Annotated in this window: 20 protein-coding genes; 5 read left to right on the forward strand and 15 right to left on the reverse strand. The window is 65.9% G+C overall.

Annotated elements, in window-relative coordinates:
- Window positions 1–128: 128 nt before the first annotated feature.
- From gad to glmS, 4 genes are read right to left on the reverse strand one after another with little or no spacing between them, the layout of a single operon-like run.
- Entirely contained in the window at window positions 129–1511 is a 1383-nt protein-coding gene (gene gad, locus H7J93_RS22595) for a glutamate decarboxylase (protein ID WP_267308536.1), read from the reverse strand.
- 12 nt (window positions 1512–1523) lie between these two features.
- Complete coding sequence (locus tag H7J93_RS22600) at window positions 1524–2945, reverse strand: NAD(P)H-hydrate dehydratase (RefSeq protein ID WP_267308537.1); 1422 nt, start codon at window positions 2943–2945, stop codon at window positions 1524–1526.
- Window positions 2946–2991: 46 nt separating this feature from the next.
- Window positions 2992–3891 (reverse strand): alpha/beta fold hydrolase, encoded by a 900-nt coding sequence (locus tag H7J93_RS22605; RefSeq protein ID WP_267308538.1) that lies wholly within the window; start codon window positions 3889–3891, stop codon window positions 2992–2994.
- Entirely contained in the window at window positions 3891–5759 is a 1869-nt protein-coding gene (gene glmS / locus H7J93_RS22610) for a glutamine--fructose-6-phosphate transaminase (isomerizing) (protein ID WP_267308539.1), read from the reverse strand. The genes H7J93_RS22605 and glmS overlap by 1 nt, the downstream gene beginning before the upstream one ends.
- A gap of 55 nt (window positions 5760–5814) precedes the next feature.
- Between glmS and H7J93_RS22615 the strand changes: the two genes are divergently transcribed.
- The 4 genes from H7J93_RS22615 (at window position 5815) to H7J93_RS22630 (ending at window position 10256) form a co-directional block, all read left to right on the forward strand.
- A complete protein-coding gene (locus H7J93_RS22615; protein WP_267308540.1) occupies window positions 5815–6660 on the forward strand; it encodes a dienelactone hydrolase family protein in 846 nt (281 codons plus the stop codon).
- Window positions 6661–6715: 55 nt separating this feature from the next.
- Window positions 6716–7756 carry an LLM class F420-dependent oxidoreductase gene (locus H7J93_RS22620; RefSeq protein ID WP_267308636.1) on the forward strand — a complete coding sequence of 347 codons (1041 nt, stop codon included), beginning with the start codon at window positions 6716–6718 and terminating at the stop codon, window positions 7754–7756.
- Between the two features lie 179 nt (window positions 7757–7935).
- Window positions 7936–9210 carry a DEAD/DEAH box helicase gene (locus H7J93_RS22625; protein WP_267308541.1) on the forward strand — a complete coding sequence of 425 codons (1275 nt, stop codon included), beginning with the start codon at window positions 7936–7938 and terminating at the stop codon, window positions 9208–9210.
- Between the two features lie 257 nt (window positions 9211–9467).
- Entirely contained in the window at window positions 9468–10256 is a 789-nt protein-coding gene (locus H7J93_RS22630; RefSeq protein ID WP_267308542.1) for a DUF8548 family protein, read from the forward strand.
- A 146-nt stretch (window positions 10257–10402) separates the two neighbouring features.
- On the opposite strand, the gene H7J93_RS22635 is transcribed toward H7J93_RS22630, so the two are convergent.
- The 7 genes from H7J93_RS22635 to rplM form a co-directional block, all read right to left on the reverse strand.
- On the reverse strand, window positions 10403–10984 hold the full coding sequence (locus H7J93_RS22635; protein WP_267308637.1) for a diacylglycerol-binding protein: 582 nt from the start codon (window positions 10982–10984) through the stop codon (window positions 10403–10405).
- Between the two features lie 143 nt (window positions 10985–11127).
- Window positions 11128–12480, reverse strand: coding sequence for a hypothetical protein (locus tag H7J93_RS22640; RefSeq protein WP_267308543.1), 1353 nt, complete (start codon window positions 12478–12480; stop codon window positions 11128–11130).
- Window positions 12481–12483: 3 nt separating this feature from the next.
- Complete coding sequence (locus H7J93_RS22645; RefSeq protein ID WP_267308544.1) at window positions 12484–12789, reverse strand: DUF7162 family protein; 306 nt, start codon at window positions 12787–12789, stop codon at window positions 12484–12486.
- 44 nt (window positions 12790–12833) lie between these two features.
- Window positions 12834–14171, reverse strand: coding sequence for a phosphoglucosamine mutase (glmM, locus tag H7J93_RS22650; protein WP_267308545.1), 1338 nt, complete (start codon window positions 14169–14171; stop codon window positions 12834–12836).
- Between the two features lie 142 nt (window positions 14172–14313).
- Window positions 14314–14769, reverse strand: a complete 456-nt coding sequence (locus H7J93_RS22655; protein ID WP_267308546.1) for a hypothetical protein — start codon at window positions 14767–14769, stop codon at window positions 14314–14316.
- 349 nt (window positions 14770–15118) lie between these two features.
- Entirely contained in the window at window positions 15119–15592 is a 474-nt protein-coding gene (rpsI, locus tag H7J93_RS22660) for a 30S ribosomal protein S9 (protein ID WP_372508010.1), read from the reverse strand.
- 26 nt (window positions 15593–15618) lie between these two features.
- The gene (gene rplM / locus H7J93_RS22665) at window positions 15619–16062 is read right to left on the reverse strand and encodes a 50S ribosomal protein L13 (RefSeq protein WP_267308547.1); all 444 of its coding nucleotides are present in this window, start codon (window positions 16060–16062) and stop codon (window positions 15619–15621) included.
- Window positions 16063–16402: 340 nt separating this feature from the next.
- On the opposite strand from rplM, the gene H7J93_RS22670 reads away from it, so the two are divergent.
- Window positions 16403–16597, forward strand: a complete 195-nt coding sequence (locus H7J93_RS22670; protein ID WP_267308548.1) for an excalibur calcium-binding domain-containing protein — start codon at window positions 16403–16405, stop codon at window positions 16595–16597.
- A gap of 117 nt (window positions 16598–16714) precedes the next feature.
- Here H7J93_RS22670 and H7J93_RS22675 read toward each other — a convergent pair whose 3' ends face one another.
- The 4 genes from H7J93_RS22675 to eccCa all read right to left on the reverse strand — a co-directional run bounded on the left by H7J93_RS22675 (window position 16715) and on the right by eccCa (window position 22348).
- Window positions 16715–17011, reverse strand: a complete 297-nt coding sequence (locus tag H7J93_RS22675; protein WP_267308549.1) for a WXG100 family type VII secretion target — start codon at window positions 17009–17011, stop codon at window positions 16715–16717.
- Between the two features lie 9 nt (window positions 17012–17020).
- Window positions 17021–17344 carry a WXG100 family type VII secretion target gene (locus tag H7J93_RS22680; protein ID WP_267308550.1) on the reverse strand — a complete coding sequence of 108 codons (324 nt, stop codon included), beginning with the start codon at window positions 17342–17344 and terminating at the stop codon, window positions 17021–17023.
- 82 nt (window positions 17345–17426) lie between these two features.
- On the reverse strand, window positions 17427–18590 hold the full coding sequence (locus tag H7J93_RS29300) for a type VII secretion-associated protein (RefSeq protein WP_267308551.1): 1164 nt from the start codon (window positions 18588–18590) through the stop codon (window positions 17427–17429).
- Window positions 18587–22348 (reverse strand): type VII secretion protein EccCa, encoded by a 3762-nt coding sequence (eccCa, locus tag H7J93_RS22690; RefSeq protein WP_267308552.1) that lies wholly within the window; start codon window positions 22346–22348, stop codon window positions 18587–18589. The genes H7J93_RS29300 and eccCa overlap by 4 nt, the downstream gene beginning before the upstream one ends.
- Window positions 22349–22408: the final 60 nt, after the last annotated feature.

Consider the following 22408-nt stretch of genomic DNA (forward strand, 5'->3'; position numbering starts at 1 on the left):
CAGACCGGGAGCATGTGTCGCCGACGGCAACAGCCAACAGCGCGCTTCGAGCACCGCCTACACCGGCTGACCTAGGGTTTCATCCGCTTCTCGAGGCGGGTGTTTCCGGCCACAGTCACCGGTCCTGGTCAGTGAGCGAACGGCTCCAGTTCGTTGAAGTGTCCTTGCGGCTTCAGCGCGTCGAGGTGGGACAGCACGGTGACGGTGTCGTCATACAGGGCTCTGGCCAGGTCGGCCGAGAACCCCTCGCGGACCACGATCCGCAGCATGGTGATGTCCTCGGCACCCTCGGGCATGGTGTACGCGGGCACCTGCCAGCCGTACGAGCGCAGCGCGTGGGACACGTCGAACTCGGTGTAGCCGAAGTCGCCCTTCAGCCGGAAGCTGACGACCGGGATGGCCGAGCCGTCCGCGACCACGTCGAAGTGTTCGCTTTCCCGTAACTGGTCGCCGAGCCAGCGCGCCGTTGACGACAGACAATGCATCACCTTGCCGTAGCCGCCGCGGCCGAGCCGCAGGAAGTTGTAGTACTGGCCGACCACTTGGTTGCCCGGCCGGGAGAAGTTCAGCGTGAAGGTCGGCATGTCGCCGCCGAGGTAGTTGACGTGGAAGACGAGATCCTCGGGTAGATACTCCTTGCTGCGCCAGACCACGAATCCGACGCCGGGGTAGGTGAGCCCGTACTTGTGGCCGCTGACGTTGATCGAGACCACGCGGGGAAGGCGGAAGTCCCACACCAGGTCGGGGTGCAGGAACGGGACCACGAAGCCGCCACTGGCCGCGTCGACGTGGACCGGGACGTCCACTCCCCCGTCCGCCGCTACCTTGTCGAGTGCCGCGCAGATCTCGCCGATCGGTTCGAGTTCCCCGGTGTACGTGGTGCCCAGGATCGCCACCACGCCGATGGTGTCCTCGTCGATGTTCTCCACCACCTGTTCGGGGGTGATGACGTACCGGTCCTCGGCCATCGGAAGGTAGCGCGGTTCGACGTCGAAGTAGCGGCAGAACTTCTCCCACACCACCTGAACGTTGGCGCCCATCACCAGGTTTGGGGTCCGGTTCTTCCAGTCTTTTCCGACCTTTTCACGCCACCGCCACTTCATCGCGAGGCCGGCGAGCATCACGGCCTCGCTGGAGCCGATGGTGGAGACGCCGACCGCGCTGGACGGGTCGTCGTCGCGCAGATCCTCGGCGTGGAACAGGTCGGCCACCATGCATACGCAACGCTGCTCGATCGCTGCGGTCGCCGGGTATTCGTCCTTGTCGATCATGTTCTTGTCGAACGTCTCGGCCATCAGCCGCTCGGCTTGGGGATCCATCCAGGTGGTCACGAACGTCGCCAGGTTGAGCCGCGAGCTGCCGTCGAGCATCAACTCGTCGTGGATGAACCGGTACGCGGCGTCGGGATCCATCGCATCGTCCGGCAATCGCAGCGACGGGACGGGCGCCATTTCGAACCGGCACGTGTATGCCGGCTCGACGTGTTGTGCCTGAGTGTGCTTGCGCTTCACGGCAAGTCCTTCCTATAGAGAGGCGATGGCGGATCGAACATGGGCGAGGATGCGTGATGCCGACGTCGGCACGGGGCGCGGCCCGGGATCGGCCGCAGACAGGTTGGCGGCCCGCGCGTGGACGTAGGCGGCCGCGGCGGCGGCCTTGCCGGGCGGTAATCCGGCCGCGAGCAGCGCACCGACGATCCCGGACAGCACGTCACCGGAACCGGCTGTGGCGGCCCACGATTGGCCTGCGGAGTTGAGGTATACCGGCCCCCCGGGCTCCGCGATGACGGTGATGTTGCCCTTCAGCAACACGGTGACGCCGAGGTGGTCGGCGAGCTTGCGGGTTGTTCCGACGCGGTCGTCACCGGGTGGCGAGCCGGCCAACCGTGCGAATTCCCCTGCGTGAGGGGTCAACACCGTCGGCGCGGCGCGATTGGCGACGAGGTCGCGATGGGCGGCGAGGATGGTCAGCGCATCGGCGTCCACGATCACCGGCAGGTCCGTCCCGAGTGCGAACCACAGTGCGGATGCTCCCGCTTCGTCGATTCCCAGCCCCGGGCCGACCGCCCATGCCTGCACACGTCCCGCCGCGGAAACGGTCGGCGTGGCGATGACCTCCGGCCACTGTGAAAGAACCTGCTGCGCGGCACTTCCCGCGTAGCGCACCATGCCCGAAGTGGCAGCGACCGCCGCACCCGTACACAGCACCGCTGCACCCGGGTAGGTCGCCGATCCGGCCAGGATGCCCGTCACGCCCTGGGTGTACTTGTCGTCCTTAGGGCCGGGAACCGGCCACAGGGCGGCGACGTCGGCGGCCTCGAGCTCGAACACGTCGGACTGCGGCAGGTCCAGGCCGATGTCGACCAGCTCCACGCGTCCGCAATCGCCCAGTGCGTGAGCCGGTTTGAGGCCGCCGAAGGTGACAGTGAGCGCAGCGTGCACGTGCGGACCGTCGGTGGCGCCGGTGTGTACGTCGATGCCGCTGGGGATATCGACGGCGACCACGGGGATGCCGTCAGCGTCGACGGTGCCGAAGACCTCGGCAGCGTTCGGCCGCAGCGGTCCGGAGCCGGAAATTCCCACCACCCCGTCGATCACCAGATCGGTTGAGGCCGGGATGCTTTCGACGACCCGTCCGCCCGACGCGGTGAACGCGGCCAACCCCTTCGCGTGTGCGCGTTCCGGATTCAGCAGTACCGCGGCGGCAGTCGTTCCGCGGCGGCGCAGGAAGGTGGCCGCCCACAGCGCATCGCCGCCGTTGTCGCCGGAGCCGACGACCGCGCAGATCCGCCGGCCGGACACCCCGCCGGTGCGCATGGTGAGTTCACGGGCTATCGCGTTGGCCAGGCCGTGGGCGGCGCGGCGCATCAAGGCACCGTCGGGGAGGCTCGCCAACAGCGGCGCTTCTGCCTCGCGGATTTGGTCGGCGGTGTAGTAGTGCCGCATCGCTCCCTACGTTACGTGTCGAACCGGCCCATCGGACGCGGTTTCATCATCCGCGAGCCTGGCCGTCGACCCGATCCCAGAATGCCGCGGTTGTCGCGGCGATCCTTTCAGGAAACTCGCCGTTGATCGCATGCGACGCGTCGGGCCACAACTCGACTTGGCCCCTCGGCAGCAGCCCCCGTGCAGTCCCAGCGGCCCGCTCGGCGTCATGGAACACGCTACGGCCTGCGATCAGGGCAAGGACCGGGATGTCGAGCTCCCGCAATTGGTCGGCGGTGAAACGCGTAGGCGGAGGCTGCCGCAAGGCGAAGTCCTTGGTGCCCGCGGCGATAAGCGCCGCCACCGGGACGGAATCGTCGACGTCGGCACCCCCGGTGATCCATTTCAGCACCCGGCGACGCACCGATTCCGGAACCCCGGGAAGGCCCATCGGCAGCACCATCAGAATGGCCCGGAGCGGAATCGCCGCGAACGTCATCACCGGATCGAGCAATGTCAGCGACGCGACCGACCCGGGTCTGCGGACGGCGTAATTGGTGGCCGACCATCCGCCGAAGGACACCCCCATGAGATGCGGCGATGACAGCCCCAGCCCGGTGAGCATCTGGTCGAACCACTGTGCCTGGTCCTCGGCGTCCCTGAGCGGACGCTTCTGCACCGACAACCCCGGCTCGCCCAGCAAGTCGACTGAGAACACCGTGCGATGGGCGAGCAGGCCGGGAAGGTTGGTGCCCCACATCGGTGTCGACGCGTTGCGGCCGGGCAGTAACACGACCGGACGCCCGTCGGGGCCCGGGAAGCGATACACCCGCACAGTGCCGAAATCCGTTGGAATGTCGAATGACTCGTCGTAGGGCGGCAGCTCGGCCAGACAGGCGTCATACGTGGCGACGAAGTGCGCACGGGCAGCCTCGCTCCGGAAGTGTCCAACCCCGGAGCCCGGCACTATTCGACGGTGACGGACTTGGCGAGGTTGCGCGGCTTGTCGACGTCATAGCCGCGGGCCTGCGCCACTCCCGCCGCGAAAACCTGCAGCGGAATGGTCGACAGCAGCGGCTGGAAAAGCGTTGACACCGCAGGGATCTCGAACAGGTGATCGGCGTACGGACGGACGGTGTCGTCGCCCTCTTCCGCGATGACGATGGTGATCGCGCCCCGCGCCTGGATCTCGCGGATGTTCGACAGCAGCTTGGCGTGCAGCGTCGGCGCGTTCTTCGGCGACGGCATGACCACGATGACCGGCAGATCGTCCTCGATCAAAGCGATCGGTCCGTGTTTGAGTTCGCCCGCCGCAAAACCCTCGGCGTGCATGTACGCCAATTCCTTGAGTTTGAGCGCACCCTCGAGCGCAACCGGGTAGCCGACGTGGCGCCCGAGGAACAGCACGGTCTGCGACTGCGCGAACCGGCGGGCCAGCTCGAAAACGGGCTCGACCGACTCGAGTACGCGGGCCACCAAGTCCGGCATCGCCTCGAGGGAGCGGTACTCACGCTCGACCTCGTCGGGGTACTTGGTGCCGCGCGCCTGCGCAAGGGCCAGCCCGACAAGGTAGTTGGCGGCGATCTGGGCGAGGAAGGTTTTGGTCGACGCGACGCCGATCTCCGGTCCGGCGCGGGTGTAGAGCACGGCATCGCATTCGCGCGGAATCTGTGAGCCGTTGGTGTTGCAGATGGCCAGGACCTTGGCCTTCTGCTCCTTGGCGTGGCGCACCGCCTCCAGCGTGTCGGCCGTCTCGCCGGACTGCGAGATGGCGACGACGAGCGTGTGCTGGTCCAAAACCGGGTCGCGGTAACGGAATTCGCTGGCCAGCTCGGCCTCCACCGGCAGCCGCGTCCAGTGCTCGATCGCATACTTGGCCAGCAGACCGGAGTGGAAAGCGGTGCCGCAGGCCACCACGAACACCTTGTCGATCTCGCGGAGTTCCTGATCGGAGAGGCGCTGTTCGTCGAGCACGATGCGGTTGTCGACGAAGTGGCCGAGCAGCGTGTCGGAGACGGCGGCGGGTTGCTCGGCGATCTCCTTGAGCATGAAGTACTCGTAGCCGCCCTTTTCGGCGGCCGAGATGTCCCAGTCGATGTGGAAGGTGCGCGCGTTGGCGGAGTCGTCGATACCGTTGAAGTCGGTGATGCGGTACCCGTCGGCGGTCACGACGACCGCCTGGTCCTGACCCAGTTCGACGGCATCGCGGGTGTATTCGATGAACGCGGCGACGTCCGAGCCGACGAACATCTCGCCCTGGCCCACCCCCAGCACCAACGGCGTGGAACGCCGCGCGGCGACGATCGTGCCGGGATCGTCAGCGTTGGCGAACACCAGGGTGAAGTGGCCCTCCAGCCGGCGCAGTACGGACAGCACCGACGCCGGGAAGTCGCCCGCGGTCTCACCGTCGCGGTATGCGCGGGCAACCAGGTGCACGGCGACCTCAGTGTCGGTGTCGCTGGCGAACTCGACGCCGACGGCCTCCAGTTCGGCCCGCATGACGGCGTAGTTCTCGATGATGCCGTTGTGGACGACCGCGATCTTCTCGGCAGCGTCACGGTGCGGGTGGGCGTTGCGGTCGGTCGGCCTGCCGTGGGTCGCCCAGCGGGTGTGCCCGAGGCCGGTGCTGCCCACCAGGCTGGCGGCGTCGGACTCGGCCAGCGCGGCCGCAAGGTTGTCCAGGCGCCCGGCCCGCCGGCGCACCGTCAGGTGACCCTTGCCGTCGAGCAGGGCAACGCCCGACGAGTCGTATCCGCGGTACTCCATCCTGCGTAGAGCGTCGACGACAACGTCGCAGGCAGGACGCTGCCCCACGTAGCCGACGATTCCGCACATAGCCATTCAGGGTAGTGCAAGAGCGTCTGGCGACCGCCTGCGCTACGGTCGTCTCGTGGCGCGAACGGCGAAGCTATTCAACCAGTTGAAGCGTCGCGGGCCGCATCGTGTTTTACGTGGTGACCTGGCCTTTGCCGGATTGCGCGGCGTCGTGTTCACCCCGGAGTCAGGCCGCAATCTCGCAGGCGTGGCCTTCGGTCACGATTGGCTCACGAGTGACGACCGTTACTACGGGACGCTCGACCATCTGGCGTCGTGGGGCATCGTTGCCGCGGCGCCCGCCACCGAGACCGGGCTCGCGCCGTCAGTGCTCAATCTGTCCTACGACCTCGGCACCGCGCTGGACATCATCGCCGGGGTGCGGTTGGGACCAGGCAAGATCAGCGTGCATCCCACGAAGCTCGGCGTGGCCGGACACGGTTTCGGCGCGTCCGCGGCGGTGTTCACGGCGGCAGGCATGCCCAGCAGGATCAAGGGCGTCGTGGCGGCTTTTCCGACGGTCACCAAGCCCCGCGCCGAAGAACCCGCGGCGACGCTGAAGGTGCCCGGGTTGATCCTGTCCGATCCGGGCGATCCGATGTCGTTGCGTTCCAACGCCGTCGAGCTCGCGCGTGTGTGGAAGACCGGGACGCTGCGGGCCGTGAGCAAGGTGAAAGCGGGTGGGCTCATCGAGGGCCGTCGCCTGGCGAAGGTCGTCGGACTGCCGGGTGCCAATCGCGGCACGCAGAAGATCGTGCGGGCGTTGATGACCGGATACCTGCTGCACACGCTGACCGGCGACAAGGCCTATCGCGACTTCTCCGATCCCGAAATCGTGCTGCCGAAGGCCCCGACGCTCGACCCGTTCGCCGACGATCCGGTGGATCTCGAGAACAAGGTCGTCGCGTTGTTGAAGCCCTGAGGGCAACCAACCAACCGGTTGGGTGTATAACTTCCCCATGTCCTCTGCGCCGTCTATGCGAACCGGGATCTTCCTCAACTACGCGGGCGGCTTCCTGGAGGCCGTCGAGCAGGTCGTCGACATGGAGAAACTCGGTATCGACATCGCGCTGGTCGCCGAGGCCTATTCCTACGACGCAATCAGCCAGCTGGGGTTCCTGGCGGCCAAGACGTCGACGATCGAGCTCGGAACGGGCGTCGTCCCGATCTACATCCGCACCCCGACCCTGCTGGCGATGACGGCGGCCGGCCTGGACTATGTGTCCGACGGCCGATTTCGGCTCGGCATCGGCACCTCCGGCCCACAGGTGATGGAGGGCTTTCACGGCGTACCGTTCGACGCCCCGCTCGGTCGTACCCGTGAGGTCATCGACATCTGCAGGCAGGTGTGGCGTCGCGAGCGGGTGACCTACGACGGCAAGTACTACCAGATTCCGTTGCCCGCCGATCAGGGCACCGGCCTCGGCAAACCTCTGCATTTGATCAATCACCCTGTGCGGGAGCGGATTCCGATCACGATTGCGGCGCTCGGACCGAAGAACGTCGAGCTCACCGCGGAGATCGCCGAGGGCTGGCAGCCGGTGTTCTTCTTTCCGGAAAAGGCCGACGACGTCTGGGGCGATTCGCTGCGGGCCGGGTACGCCAAGCGCGACCCTTCCCTTGGCCCGCTCGACATCATGGTGAGCGCGCCGCTGGCGATCGGCGATGACGTCGACGACCGATTGGCTTGGGTGAAGCCACAATTGGCGCTGTACATCGGCGGTATGGGCGCCCGCGGGCAGAACTTCTACCACAAACTGGCGACCCGTTACGGGTTCGGCGAGGTGGCCGATCACATCCAGAATCTCTACCTCGACGGAAAGAAGGCCGAGGCGATCGAGGCGGTGCCCGACGACCTGGTGCGGTCCGTCTCGCTGGTGGGTCCGCGCGGGTTCGTCAAGGAGCGGCTGGCCGCGTTCAAAGAGGCGGGTGCCACCACGCTGTTGCTGCAACCGCTTTCAGGCGACCGCGGCGAAACGTCGAAATTCGTCGAGGAACTTCTGGGCCTGCTGCCGTAGCGATTAAGGAAATCGCCCATACCCCTGTAGACTGGGTACAGCGGCATCGTCTGTTCTGCCTTTTGCCGCTTCTCGATCGTCAAACCGAGCGCCGCGGGATCACCCGCGCCGGGCAGGACGACCACACTCAATCTTTCGGAGCTTCAATCTTGTCTGTTCAAATCCCTGGTGGCTCAACCGTGCCCACCTTCGCCGAACTCGGTCTGCCGCAGGCCGTCGTCGACGTGCTCGCCGACAACGGCATCGATACGCCCTTCCCCATCCAGGCGGCCACGCTGCCTGATTCGTTGGCGGGCCGTGACGTCCTCGGCCGCGGCCGCACCGGATCCGGTAAGACTTACGCGTTTCTGTTGCCGATGGTGACGCGACTCACAAACAATCCCAGCAAGCCTCTTCCCGGCCAGCCCCGGGCGCTCATCCTGGCCCCGACACGCGAGTTGGTGGCTCAGATCCAGGAGTCGCTCGCTCCCCTGGCTGCCGCCACGAATCTGCGCTCGGTCATCGTGTTCGGCGGTGTCGGGTACCAACCGCAGATCGACAAGCTGCGTGCCGGTGTCGACATCGTCATCGCCTGCCCCGGTCGCCTCGAAGACCACGTACAGGCAGGCCATGCTGACCTGTCGGCAGTGGAGATCACCGTGCTGGATGAGGCCGACCACATGGCCGATCTCGGATTCCTGCCTCCCGTCAAGCGTCTGCTCGACAAGACACCCCGCGACGGTCAGCGAATGCTGTTCTCCGCCACGCTGGATCGCGGTGTGGACGTTCTAGTCAAGCGCTATCTGAACAATCCGGTCGAGCACAGCGTCGACTCGGAGCAGTCGCCGGTCACCGCAATGGACCACCACGTTCTGCATGTCGAGAAGGCGTCGCGCATCAACGTGTTGGCCGACCTCGCCGCTTCACCCGGTCGGACCATCGTTTTCACCCGGACCAAGTTCGGTGCCAAGAACCTTGCCCGGCAGTTGAATTCGCGGGGTGTGCCTGCGGTGGAACTGCACGGCAATCTGTCGCAGAACGCCCGCACCCGTAATCTCGCGGCGTTCTCCGATGGCACGGCGTCGGTCTTGGTTGCGACTGACATCGCGGCACGCGGCATTCACGTCGACGAGGTCAGCCTCGTCGTACACGCGGATCCACCGGTCGAGCACAAGGCGTACCTGCACCGGTCCGGTCGGACGGCACGCGCCGGAAACGACGGCACGGTGGTGACGCTGATGCTCGACGAGCAGGTGTCGGATGTGCGGCAACTGACCCGTCGGGCCGGGGTGAAGCCGACGATCACCCGCTTCAGCGGTCCGTCGCATCCGGTGCTTCATGAGATCGCGCCCGGCGAGCGCACCTTCGGGAAGCCGATCGTGCCGGCCACGCCCAGTCGACCCGCGCCGGCCAAGCCGGCCCAGGCGCGCCGTCGTCGCTCGAACAACCGCCGTAGGCGGCCCGCCAACGCCTAGCTTGTTGGGCTGTGGACGGAGCCGCTTGTCGACTGCATTGTCGAGGGCGCTTGCCCACCCGCTCGTCCCGTATTGGGCGGACCCGCAGCAAACGGACGAAGTTCACTCTCGATTAATTCGCCGCTGCGCAGGCGTCGAACATGCCGCGAAGAGCACATCGACCCGTTGTTCCACCTCAAGTGCCGTAGTTGGCTGCGACATGTCGCAGGCCAGTGTTGTACTACCTCGACTGAGCACGACAGTGCGGAGAGGAAGTTATGGCCGAGGAATACAACCACGACGAACTAGCGCGGCTTATCGCGGCAATCGAAGAGGAGCTTGGAGACCCCGCACTTTGGGCAACGCCTGACGGCTACCCGGCCAGCCTCGCACTCTGCGTCATCGATTCAATCTTCTCCATCGGTGTGAATTACTCCGGGGTCGTCAATGTGATAGGTCGATACCGATCGCACCGCATTGCGCAGAGCGGCAACGCTGATGCTGATGGTCTCCTGGAGCTCATGGGCACGTTCGAATACCTGGGCGGCCCCGAACGCTGGGCAGATGAGATTGGAAACAAGCAGCGCACGTCGACCAAGAGCGGGATCCTCAAAGCTGAGGCGGTGCTCCAGGAGGCCCATGTACTTGCCGCGCAGGGTGTCTGGACAGTTCGCGATCTTCAGGAAGCTCAGCTAGTGGGTCGGCTACCTGAGATCAAGGCTGGTTGGAGGTCGGTCCGCGGGCAGAAGTCAGGAATTTCGTGGAATTACTTCCTGATGCTTGCCCGCGTACTTCCAGAGGGTGGCGATGTCGGTGAGAAGGCCCGATTAGAAGCGCGTCCCCGACCCAGTGGCGACGACGCGGTAGCCGGCGTGAAACCAGATCGGATGATCAAACGCTATGTCGCCGGAGCGATCGGCGCAGATGTTGGCAGGCTGACGGAACGGAAGGCAGCCGCGTTGGTAAAGGCAGCGGCGGAGGCAAAAGTATTGGAAGTTGTCGCCCTCGATCATGCAATCTGGCGTTTCGAGTCGGGCCGGTCAAGCCTGGCCGACTCCGATGAATGAGCGCCGGCACTCGCCGGCCGACAAGTCGTCATCAGAAACAAAACACGGAACGGTACCAACTGCAATATCATGACGCCCTGCCGAAGCACGCGCGGCCACCTACATCAAAACCGAACGCAAACAGAATATTTCGGTAATCTCCGATTCTAGACGGGGGCCTTCGAGGGTTGCCGTTCCTTGGCAAGGATTTCTGCGAGCATCGCAGCAACGACGCCAAACGCGAAATACAGTGGGACGAGCCATGGTCCGACACCAAACAGTCCGTCGGAGTCGGCGTTGTATGCGAACACGTCGGACTTGGCGAGCACGATCTCGACGATCGGTCCGAAGATCGCGGCCAGTACACCGCAAACGATCGACGGCTTGTCGCCAAGCACGCACCAGATGATGACCGCCATCGCGATGATGAGGGCTGTGCTCGGCACTGTCGGTGCGCTGTGCACCAAGGCAGTAGTGACGTAGGTACCGATAACCGCGGCGATACCTGCCAGCCCCTGCCGCGCAGTGACAGTGGTACGCGGATCAGGCAGATGCAGCCGCAGTTCGGCTAACGAGACCGTCGCAGCGCCAACCATTATCGGGAACCAGATGGGGCTGCTCCACACGAACGGCACCGCATCCGTGAAGTACTCCGTTGTGCCGGTGACGACGTGGCTGTGATCGCCGACGAGCGATGCCACCGCACCCAGTAGGAATAGGAAAAGAGCTTCAGGCACGCGCAACTTCACGAAGCGGACGTTACTCTCGCCAGCCCACCGATCGTGCCCAAGCTGCAACCCCTTCGTGGGTAGCGAGGTCGTCGGGTCGAGCGTCAGCACCGTGTGCCCTGGACGTTCCTTGAGGTTGACGAGTCATCTGCCCAGTCACCTGTTCATTCGCCCACCTGTGGCAGTTCGTCGGCTGCAATTTCACACGGCGTCCCCGCGGAGTCCGATGGCGCTGCGAGCGGCTCTATCGGCGGTGGTACGGCAGAGATGGGTGGCGGCGGCTCGATCGGTGTTTCGGTCGCCGCAGGTGGCGGGGGATCTGCCGGCCGCTCGGCGGCCGCCTCCTCGTCAACCGCCGCGGGATCGGCCTCGGCTGCGTCTGCGCTCTCTTCGTCGTCGACGATTTCTTCGTCTAACTCGCCCTCGTCGTCGGGCTCATCGAGTTCCTCTGGATTGTCTAGCTCATCTGGCTCGTCGACCTCGGGCAGATCCGCCAGTGCGTCCTGCTCGCTGCTCGACGTCCCCAGTAGACCGCCCAGAAGGTCGGCGAGCTGCCCCCCGAACCCCGACAGTCCGCTTCCGATGTCGGGCATTCCTCCCCCGAGCGACGGCATCGACGACGGCGCCATCGCCGCGGGTTCGACTGGCGGCGTAGCCGGTGGCGTGGGCAGAGGCGGGGGCGGTGGCCCCGGCAGCGGTGACTGCGCCACCGGTGGTGTCGACCACGGCGTCGACGCGCCCAGCGGCAAACTCATCCCCCCGCCACCACTCGAGTTCACCCCCGCTGGCGCGGTTCCCACGGCGTCATCCGTTGGACCAGACCACGCCGGACCGAAATCGCCGGGCACCTCGAACGCAACGGCCGACTGCGATGTCAGCTCGGCCACCGCGGCATCGTAGGCGTCCGTCACGGCGGCCACCGCCGAGCGCATTGCCGTCAGCCACTCGCCCCGAATATCGTTCTCTACGAACGGTTTTACCTCGAGTTCGACGAGTTCACTGGCCGTCGCACGATCACCCGCTCCGGTGGTGACCGTCTGCACAGCGGCACGCCAATCCGGGTTGGCGGCTCGGCTCTCCACCGCAACGGCCGCCGCGACCTTCCCATCGATGCTGCGCCACAACCGATCCCGCAGCGAGGTCAATGATTCAACCGCCGTGCGGACCGCGCTCACCACCGTCGCCGACGTCTCACCGTGACGGCGCAGGAACTCCCGCGACGCCCGCGCACCCTGCCCACGCCACACCACGGGCATCAAGACCAGCTGGGCCTCCTGACGAGCGAGCACCCCTTCGACCGCGGTGGCAGCGGACCGCAACGCCTCGCAGTCGGCATCGAGCGCACGCAAGTCGATACCGTCCTCGCTGCCGTACCAATCGCGCACTTGCGATGCGTGCAGGGTCAGATCCGCGTCCTGGTAGCCGACCAGATGGCAGGCCCATACATAGTCCTGCACCGTCTCGGTGGCAGGCTGGCCCTCGGCCAATCGTGAACCAGCGTCGTATGTTTCGGCCATCACTCAGCCCACCAGGCGGCTGGTGCGAAGATCAGCCTCGTCGTAACGGTGCGCGGTGGTACGCAACGTCGCCGCGATCTCCGCCGATGCCCGCGCCCACTCCCGGAGTTGGTCAGCAATACCGTCGATGGCGGCACGTACCGCTCCACCGCGTGCCACGTGCATCCGGCCAGCCGCCGCGCCACCGAACTGCAGCCCGGCAAGCCGGGTGCGGACAACGGCATCGATGGCGTCAGCAGCGGCCTGGTATTCGTCTGCGACATGCAGCAGTGCGGCGACGTCGACGTGCGCGACGTCTCGTTCTCCCATGTAGAGCTAGGACGCTATACGCGTCCCGCCGGTTCCCACCGGTTTCAGGGTTGTTCGCTGACCGATTCCGCCACCCGTGCGGCGAGCCTGCGAGCGGTGTCCTCGTCGGCGGCCTCCACCATCACACGGACCACCTGCTCAGTCCCCGAGGGGCGCAACAGGATTCGACCCGAGTCGCCCAGCGCACGTTCGGCCTCAGCCACCGCGGTACGTACCGACGGCGCTTCCGCGACCGTCGCCTTGTCCGCCACCTGGACGTTGATCAGCACCTGCGGCATCGTCTGCATCGGCTCGGCGAGCGTGGCCAGCGACGAACGCGTCTGCGCCATCCGCGACATCAAGCGCAGACCGGTCAGAATGCCGTCTCCCGTCGTGCCGAACGCCGGCATGACGATGTGCCCCGACTGCTCGCCGCCCAACGAGTACTCGCCCGCGCGTAATTCCTCGAGTACATAACGGTCGCCGACGCCGGTGGTGCGTACCTCGATGGAGGCCGCGCGCATCGCAAGGTGTAGACCGAGGTTGCTCATGACCGTCGTGACCAGCGTGTTGGACGCCAGTTCGCCGGCCTCCTGCATCGCGAGCGCCAGGATCACCATGATCGCGTCGCCGTCGACCGTCCGGCCGCTCGCGTCGACCGCCAGGCAGCGGTCGGCGTCTCCGTCGTGCGCGAGGCCGAGATCCGCACCGTGGGCTACGACTGCGGCCTGCAGCGTCTCCATGTGCGTGGAGCCGCAAGCCTCGTTGATGTTCAGACCGTTGGGCTCCGCATTGATCACGATGACGTTGGCGCCCGCTGCGCGATAGGCACGGGGTGCGGCGGACGAGGCCGCGCCGTGGGCACAGTCGACGACAACGGTGATTCCGTCGAGGCGGGTCGTCACGCCCTTGCCGACGTGGCGGAGGTAGCGGTCCAGGGCGTCCTCGCCGTCGACCACGCGGCCGATGCCCGCACCGGTCGGGCGGCGGCCGGGTCCTTCGTGAACGAGCTCCTCGATGCGGTCCTCTGCCGCATCGTCGAGCTTGTGACCACCCGGCCCGAAGATCTTGATGCCGTTATCCGGCATCGGATTGTGCGACGCGCTGATCATCACGCCGAAGTCAGCGTCATATGCGCCGGTGAGGTAGGCCACCGCCGGGGTCGGCAGCACCCCGACCCGCAGCGCGTCCACGCCCTCGCTGGTGATACCGGCGATCACCGCTGCTTCGAGCATCTCCCCGCTGGCCCTGGGATCGCGGCCGACCACGGCCACCCGGCGCGCATGACCGCCGACACTGCCAAGCCGTCGAGCAGCCGCCGAACCAAGCGCCATGGCCAGTTCAGCGGTCAGATCCTGGTTGGCGACGCCGCGCACCCCATCGGTGCCGAACAGTCGACCCATGCCGACAAACTTCTCATAAATGGCGTCCAAAGAGCCAACCGCGGACACCGCGCGCCGTGCCGCCACCGAACCGGTACTCAAATGCGACCAGAAGCACTCACCGCCCGTATCCGGGCGGATACGGGCGGTGAGGTCGCTTCATTTAGCTGCCGTGCTCAGCGGACGGCTGCTGCGGGGTTGCGGGCGCCGTGGTCGGAACCTCGTCCCCGGACGTCTGACCAGGGGTGCTCTCAGGCTGGCCGGGAGTGCCCTGGATGTGGCCAGGGGCGCTCTCAGACTGGCCCGGGCCGTTCTGCTGGATCAGGACCGATCCGAGGCTGTTGTTGCACACCGACTGCTCGGTGCCCTCAGTGTCGGTGGACTCCACCAGCTGGGTCACTCGATCCACCTCGAGGTCGCAGACACCGGCTGCGATCGTCGCGGCGTCGGTGGCCTTCACGTCCTCAAGGACTCCAGCGCTGCCGAGGGTCACATTGACCAGGCCGTCGGGCGCGGGAGCGTTGTCGGGCTGCGCAGCCGCGATGCCCAGGCCCGCAGTGAAGAGCAGCGACCCACCGAGGACGGTGCCGGCTGCGACGTTCTTCATGACGTTCCTCATCCAATTGCTCCTTTTCAGTCGAGGAGGCGACAACCGGTCCCCAACGGCATGACTGCCGTACCGGTGGCCCGTGGGGCCTATCCGCGCATGCAGGACCGCCACCTCCGAAGACGCTGTATTCACGATTCACGATCGGGCCAGCCTCTAAACGAAAAGCACCGAATTGTGAACTGGTCGACCTTGTATGCAAACCCGCCGATAACGGCCAAATTGCCTATTTACCTGCTGCGGACCAGTCGAGATCGTCGCTGCCCACGGCGAATGGATATGTCATGCGCAGCGACCTGCTCTCCCCACTAAGCATTCCGCCCGGTGCGCGTGATGCACACCGGGCGGAATGAGAAACAGATCAGCGCTTGCTGTACTGAGGCGCCTTACGGGCCTTCTTGAGGCCATACTTCTTGCGCTCGATGGCCCGCGGATCGCGGGTCAGGAAGCCGGCCTTCTTGAGCGCAGGCCGATCCTCGGGCTGCACCAGGATCAGCGCGCGGGCGATCGCCAGGCGCAGTGCACCGGCCTGCCCGGACGGGCCGCCACCGTCGAGGTGGGCGTAGATGTCGAAGGAGTCAACCCTGTCGACCGTCACCAGCGGCGCCTTGATGAGCTGCTGGTGCACCTTGTTCGGGAAGTAGGCCTCCAGGGAGCGGCCGTCCAGATGGAACTGGCCGGTGCCCGGCACCAGACGCACCCGGACCACGGCCTCCTTGCGGCGCCCGACGGTCTGGATGGGACGGTCGATGATGACCGGCTCGCGCACGGCTGCTGCTTCAGGCGCAGCGGTCTCGGTCTCGGTCGCGGTCTCCTCGACGGGAGCCTCGGTCACTTCTTCGGTCGTATCGGTCGATTCGGTCACTGGGCCACCTGCTTGATCTCATACGGAATGGGCTGCTGGGCGGTGTGCGGATGATCCGGCCCCGCGTAGACCCGCAGTTTCTTCTGGATCTGGTGGCCGAGCTTGGTGTGCGGGATCATGCCGAGGATCGCCCGCTCGACGACCCGGTCGGCGTGCTTTGCCATCTCGTCACCGAGCGCACGTGCCCGCAGACCGCCGGGATAACCCGAGTGGCGGTAGGCGAACTTCTTCGAAAGCTTGTCGCCGCTGATGGCGACCTTGTCTGCGTTGATGACAATGACGAAATCGCCACCGTCGACATTCGGCGTAAATGTCGGCTTGTGCTTGCCACGCAGCAGATTCGCTGCTGCGACGGCGAGCCGGCCGAGCACCACGTCCGTGGCGTCGATGACGTACCACGAACGCGTGGTGTCACCCGCCTTTGGCGTGTACGTAGGCACAGCGCTACCTCTCATCTATCGGGTTGGATCCCGGAGCGACCCGGGGGCCGGTCAGGTGTGCGGTGGGGAACCCTCGGCGACCGACGTTGACCCGAGGCCCCGGCGTTACCGCACGCCAACGGAGCAGCTTACCTGTGCACGTCCTCGCAGGTCAAAACGCCTTCGGCAGGGGCTGACCTGGCCTGATCGGCCGGGGTCGGCTGCCCCTCGGCCCCGCGCGGGTCAAAACATAGGGAAACACCTGATTTCTCCGCCCACCAAGCCGCCGTAGCTTCGTCTGCGTCGGCGAGCGGTGTTAGCCAGGGCCCGATCCAAATATCAAGATCACAACGGAGAACAGATGTTTCGCACTCTCATCGCCGGGGCTTTGGTTGCCGCGGCGGCCGCTGTCGGCGCCGCTTCGGTCGCCAACGCCGAGACCTACTACAAGAACTGCACTGCGGCGCGCGACGCCGGTGTAGCGCCGATCATGCAGGGCGAGGACGGCTACGCGCCGCACCTCGACCGCGACGGCGACGGCATCGCCTGCGAATAGCCGCAGCTCAAGCTGGGTTTGCGCCACCGTGGCCATCTCCCGCACCACGGTGGCGCAAACCTTCTCCTGGCGAATCCCCTGGCTCCCCTCCAAACGGGACCGCGCAGAGTCTGCGGGCTACCGGCCCCAGGCGTTCGCCGCCATCCGGTCCATCGCCGCGACCTCGTCGGAGCCGTCGCGGACAGCGTTACCCAACCTGATCAGGATGTCGTTCAGCGCCGCCGCGGCCTGCTCCCAGCGTGCCTGCTCGATGCGGTACGCCTCGGCGGCCTGTCGCGTCCAGATCTCCTGTAGCGGCGCGATCTGAGCGCGCAGCTCGTCCAGCGCCGTGTTCAGTCGCGCCGACGTGGTGTGTATCTCCTGCCGGACGGTGTACTCGATCTCGCCGAAGTTGTACGAGAGCACGTTTTCCATGCGGACTCCTCAGAGGTTGTTGGCGACGGCGCTGATCTGATGCGAATGGCTCTCCGCTGCTTCGCGAAGCGTCTGCTGATTCAGGCGGATCGTTTCGGCGATCCTTTGCAGAGAACCGTGGAGCCTTACGGATTCGGTGTTCCATCGGTCCACGACATCGTGGAAGCGGGCAGCTGCCACGCCTCCCCACACCGATGCGGGCACTCCGCCCATGCGCCCGATGAAGGACGACAGCATCGCGCGGATCTCCTCGTTTCGCGCGTCGGTCTTGGCGGCGATTGCAGTCATCAGGTCGAAGTCGGTGTTGAGTGCGCCACCTGCCGGTGTGGTCATCGATGTCCTTCCGTCCGTGCGTGCTGTCATGAAGGTTCGACGCAAGGGCGTGCCATTCGGTTCCACCGTTCTTGCGCCTGATTCACCGCACCGCGTGTGCGGATCGGATCGCGCGATCGCATGCATCGCGAATGAGGTGTTCGCGGCCGAGCGTGCTCTGGCAGCCGATGGCGATGCGAACGGCGCCGTCGACCACCACCGCCCACTCGATACGCCGCTCTTGTCGAATCTCTCGATATGTCACCGCCGATCTGCCTGCACGGTGATCGGACGGGTTGAACTCGACGAAGGCGCCGTCGACGCCCTCGGCCATCGCTGTCCGCAGAGAGTCCGCGGTCTGCGCCAGGGTGGACGGAAAGGGGGCGAGGGACTGTGTGATGTGCACAGCGATATCGCCGTCTGTCGGTGAAACCACCTGCACCCTTGCCGATCCGGGTCCAGACGTGATGCGTCGCGCTGTCCAGGTCGCAGGCACCATCACCCCGACCCTGCCCTCCACCAGCAGCGTCATCGGCATGTTGTCGACACGTGAACCCGAACCGCTGTCATGCGCCGCCACGAAACCGCCGGCCACGGCCAATGTGAGCAGCAAACCGGACAACACAGCCAAGGGCCTGCGGTGCCGAAAGTTGCCCTGTACAACGACGTCCGTCGGTTGCGCTGTGGCCGCGCGCTGTACCCAGTCGTCGTCGAGGATCCTGGCCGGTACGCCTATGGCACGCAGGCGACTCATGATCATCGATGCGAGCGCATCGGCGCCGAAGACCGCCGCCGGAGCGTCCACCACCACCCCTGCCGCAACCCCAACGGCCGTCACCACCGCGTCCGCGGTGGCCACCGGCTCCTCCCCTCGCGGCACCACAGCGGTGATCGTTCCGAAGGCGGTCACCACGACGATATCCGGAGCGATTTCGACGACCGAGTCTTCGACCGGTATCCCCTGTCTCAGCAGTGCAATTCGCTCCAGGACCACAACATCGGTCGCCGCGTTGCATGCGGCCTGTCGTGCCCTTTGGAGTCTGGCCGACGACCACCAAGCGGGGCAGACCAGGACAGCGGTGTCGACCTCTGAGCCCACGACCACACTCATGAGGTCGTCCCATACCTGTTGGACGGTCACTGGGCGATCGGCGAGCAAGGCGATGTCGTCATCAACGTAATCGAGTGCGACGGAGATCAATTCAGGGCGGGCATCGTTGGCTCCTCGAATCGTTCCCGGGCCGATCTCGACCACGACTTCAGTCACGGCGGGTCGGTCCAGGCAACCTGGATGAGCTGATCCCCATCGCCTCGGGTGATGAGCGTTCCCCGTCCGGGTGGCAGCGGCGATGATCGGACGGTCCCGAGCAGCACACCGTCGTCGGGGCGGGCGCTCATCATCAACCCCACGCAGCCCAGTTCGCGCATCCCCGCCAGGACCGGATCGAACATCGCGCGTGCGGCACCGCCGGAGCGGCGGGCCACGACGACGTGCAGCCCGAGATCCTTGGCATGAGGCAGGAAGTCGGCCAGCGGAGCCAGCGGATTGCCGGTCGACCCGGCTGCGAGGTCGTAGTCGTCGATGACGAGATAGACGTCGGGCCCCGACCACCAAGAGCGGGTGCGCAACTGCTGCTGAGTGACGTCTTCGCCGGGCATCCGAGCTTCGAGACGTTGCACCAGCGCCGTCACTCGCGACGTCAGCGAGGCCGGTGACATCACGTATCCGCTGAGATGGTCGGACTCGACGACACCGAGCAGACTTCTGCGGAAGTCGACAATCTCGAGTTGAGCCTCGTCGGCGGTGTTGGTCCGAATCAGCTCGCGGCACAGGAGCCGCAGCAGCGCGGTCTTCCCGCAGCCAGATTCACCGAGCACCAAGAGATGGGACTGTTCGGCGAAATCGACGCGTAGGGACGTCAATTCGCGTTCGCCGATGCCGATCAGAACCCGCGATCCGTGGTCAGCGCTGACACCGAGGGCATCACGGTGGATCTTGGTCGGCAGCAGCTGGACCTGAGGTGCAGTGCCGGGGGCCCATCGGTCACGCAGACGTTGGACGTTGACGACGATCACGTCGGCGAGCCCATCCGCCGTGGGCTCGCCGTCCCACCGCGGCAGGGCAATGGCGAACTCCCGGCCGCTAGTCGAGATGCCGCGTCCGGGTGGCCGAAGGGACAGTTCGCGCGCACGTTTACGGTCTATCTCCGATTCAGCGGGGTCACCGAGCCGGAGTTCGATGCGCGTGGCGATCTGATCCTTCAGCGCGGGCCGCAGTTCTGCCCAGCGCGATGCGGTCACGACGACGTGGACGCCGAATGAAAGGCCCTGGGCGGCAATCGCAGTGATCGTCGCCTCGAGGAAGTCAAACTCCTGACGCAACGTCGCCCACCCGTCGATGACCAGGAACACGTCGCCGAACGGATCGTCGACCGTCTCACCGGTGGCTCTGCGGCGGCGATATTCGGCCATCGAGTCGATACCCAGGCGACGGAACGTCGACTCCCGCTTCCTTATCACCGAACTCGCCATCGCGACGGTGCGGCGGCACAATTCCGCGTCTTGACGGGCCGCCATCGATCCCACGTGCGGCAGGTGCCGCAGTGAGGACAGGACCCCTCCGCCGAGGTCGAGACAGTAGAACGCGACAGTCGCCGGGGCATGGCGTTGGGCCAGGGCCAGCATTATCGTGCGCAGCGCCGTCGACTTTCCTGACCTCGGAGCGCCGACGATCGCGACATTGCCTGCCGAGCCGTCCAAGTCGACGATGAGCAGGTCGCGGCGCTGTTCGTACGGGTTGTCGACCACTCCGATCGAGACCGCGAGACTAGGCCCCCCGGCGGGCGCCGCCGCCACCATGTCGAGCGTCGGCGATTCGGTCAGCGGCGGCAGCCACACCTGATGTGCGCGTGGGCCGCGGCCCGCCAGACGGTCCAGCATGGTGTCCAGCACGGTGCGGTCCGGCTGTTGCAGGCGGTCGCCAGCGACCTGCTCAACGAGCGATCCCACCCGCGACGCCGTGAACACCAGTGGCCGCGTAGGCCTCCTCGGTACGGGCGCGCTGCGCCGCGGCCTGCCCTGACCGGAGACGTATGCGGTCTGGAATCGCACGAGTTCGCCCTCCGCCGATTTCAGATAGGCCGCGCCGGGTGTGCTCGGCAGGTTGTAGGCGTCGGGAACACCCAGAACCGCACGAGATTCCGCAGCGGAGAAAGTCTTGAGGCAGATCCGATACGACAGGTGTGTCTCCAGCCCGCGCAACCGGCCTTCGTCCAGGCGCTGGCTGGCGAGCAACAGATGTATGCCCAGCGATCGACCCAATCGACCGATCGCCACAAACAGCTCCGCGAACTCCGGGTGCTGGCTGAGCAATTCGGAGAACTCGTCCACCAGAATGAACAACGCGGGCAGAGCCGCCAGACTCGGATTCTTCGCCCGCGCCCGTCGGTACTCACCGAGGTTGGCGCATCCGCCCGCCCGAAGCAGCTGCTGGCGCCTGTTCATCTCGCCGGTCAGCGCATCGTTCATCCGGGTCACAAGGGGTGCCTCTGCGGCCAGATTGGTGATGACGGCGCCGACATGCCTGGCGCGCTCCAAACCGAGAAACGTTGCGCCCCCCTTGAAGTCCACCAGGATGAGGTTGAGGACATCCGGTGGATGCGACGTGATCATCCCGAGCGCCAAGGTGCGCAGCAGTTCAGACTTGCCGGAGCCGGTGGCGCCGACGCACAGCCCGTGCGGCCCCATTCCGTTGTGTGCCGCTTCGTTGATGTCGAGAGTTACCCGGATTCCATCCTGCGCGACGCCGATGGGCACCGGCTTGATGTGACCATCGGTTGTCGCCCAGAGCTTCTCGATATCAACGCCGTCGATCGCCATCAGGTTCAGCCAGTCGAGTGACTCTGTCGTCCTGCGGTCCGCCTCGGTCACGCGGTATGGCGCGAGGCGACGAGCGCACACCGACGCCTGCACCACGGTGAGAAGGTCGGGCTCAGCGATCACCTTGTCGCTGTCCTGCTCGCGAACGGCGTCGGCACTGACGTGCAGCCCTTGGCCCTGCACCAAACCGTCCAGCGATGCGCCAATGTCGATAATGGTGGCGTCGGGGCCCACGCACACTCCTGCCGAATCACCACCGTCCAGGACCATCACGACGTGACGTGAGTCGGCATCTGAGTCTGCATTGGCCAGCCTCGCCGGGCCCGCCTCGTCGGCAGCAAGCCAATGCTGATGATGGGGAAGCCATTTCAACCAGTCCCACTCGACGCCTGTCTCGGCGCCGACGACGGCGCATATCGTGAGATCGTCAGGGCCGTGCCATACCGCCAGCTGGCAGATCATCGCGCGAACCAACGCCCTCGCGACGTCCACGTCACCGTAGACGGTGAGCACTGAGAATGATCTCAGAGGCACCACAAACGGCGCACTGGCAACCGTCGACCGCTCTTGGATCAACCTGCGCATCGCAGTCACCGTGACGGGATCGATTTCGTCCTCTGCGCCCAGCTCCGGTGCGATGAATTCAGTGTTCAATTGTTGGTCGCCGACGCCGATGCGCACAGCGCAAAAATCCGGATCATCGGGGCGTCGCTCCCACATCCGTGCGTCACCGGCCAGAGTCCACAGCCTGCGCGGCTCAGGGTGATTCCACCGCGACGACTCCCGTTGGGTATCGGCTGCTTTCGCGGTCGTCTGATCAAGCGTGTCGAGGTAGTCGAGATACTTTCGCCGCTCCGTGTTGAGGTCAGCGGTGCGGTTGGCACCTCGCGAGTAGACCAGCGTGCCGAGGACCGATGTCAACATCATCACGGGAAAGAACGCGTACATCGGGTGGCGCATCGCCTGCGAACCCGATGTGAAGTACACCGCCATCATCCCGACGGCCGCGACGAGCATGGCTATCGGCATCAGGCGGGCCAGCGGGTTGGCCGGCGGCGACGCCGGAATCGGTGGCGGCGCATCGACGGCAATGGCACCGCGCGCCGCCGTCGGCACCGGCACCCTCGACTCGCGGGTGAAGTCCATCGAACAATGGACGCCGCGGTCGCCGATTCCGTTCCATCCCCAGCCGGTGGAGTTGCCGCG

Source organism: Mycobacterium barrassiae (genome assembly GCF_025822765.1).
GTDB lineage: Bacteria > Actinomycetota > Actinomycetes > Mycobacteriales > Mycobacteriaceae > Mycobacterium > Mycobacterium barrassiae.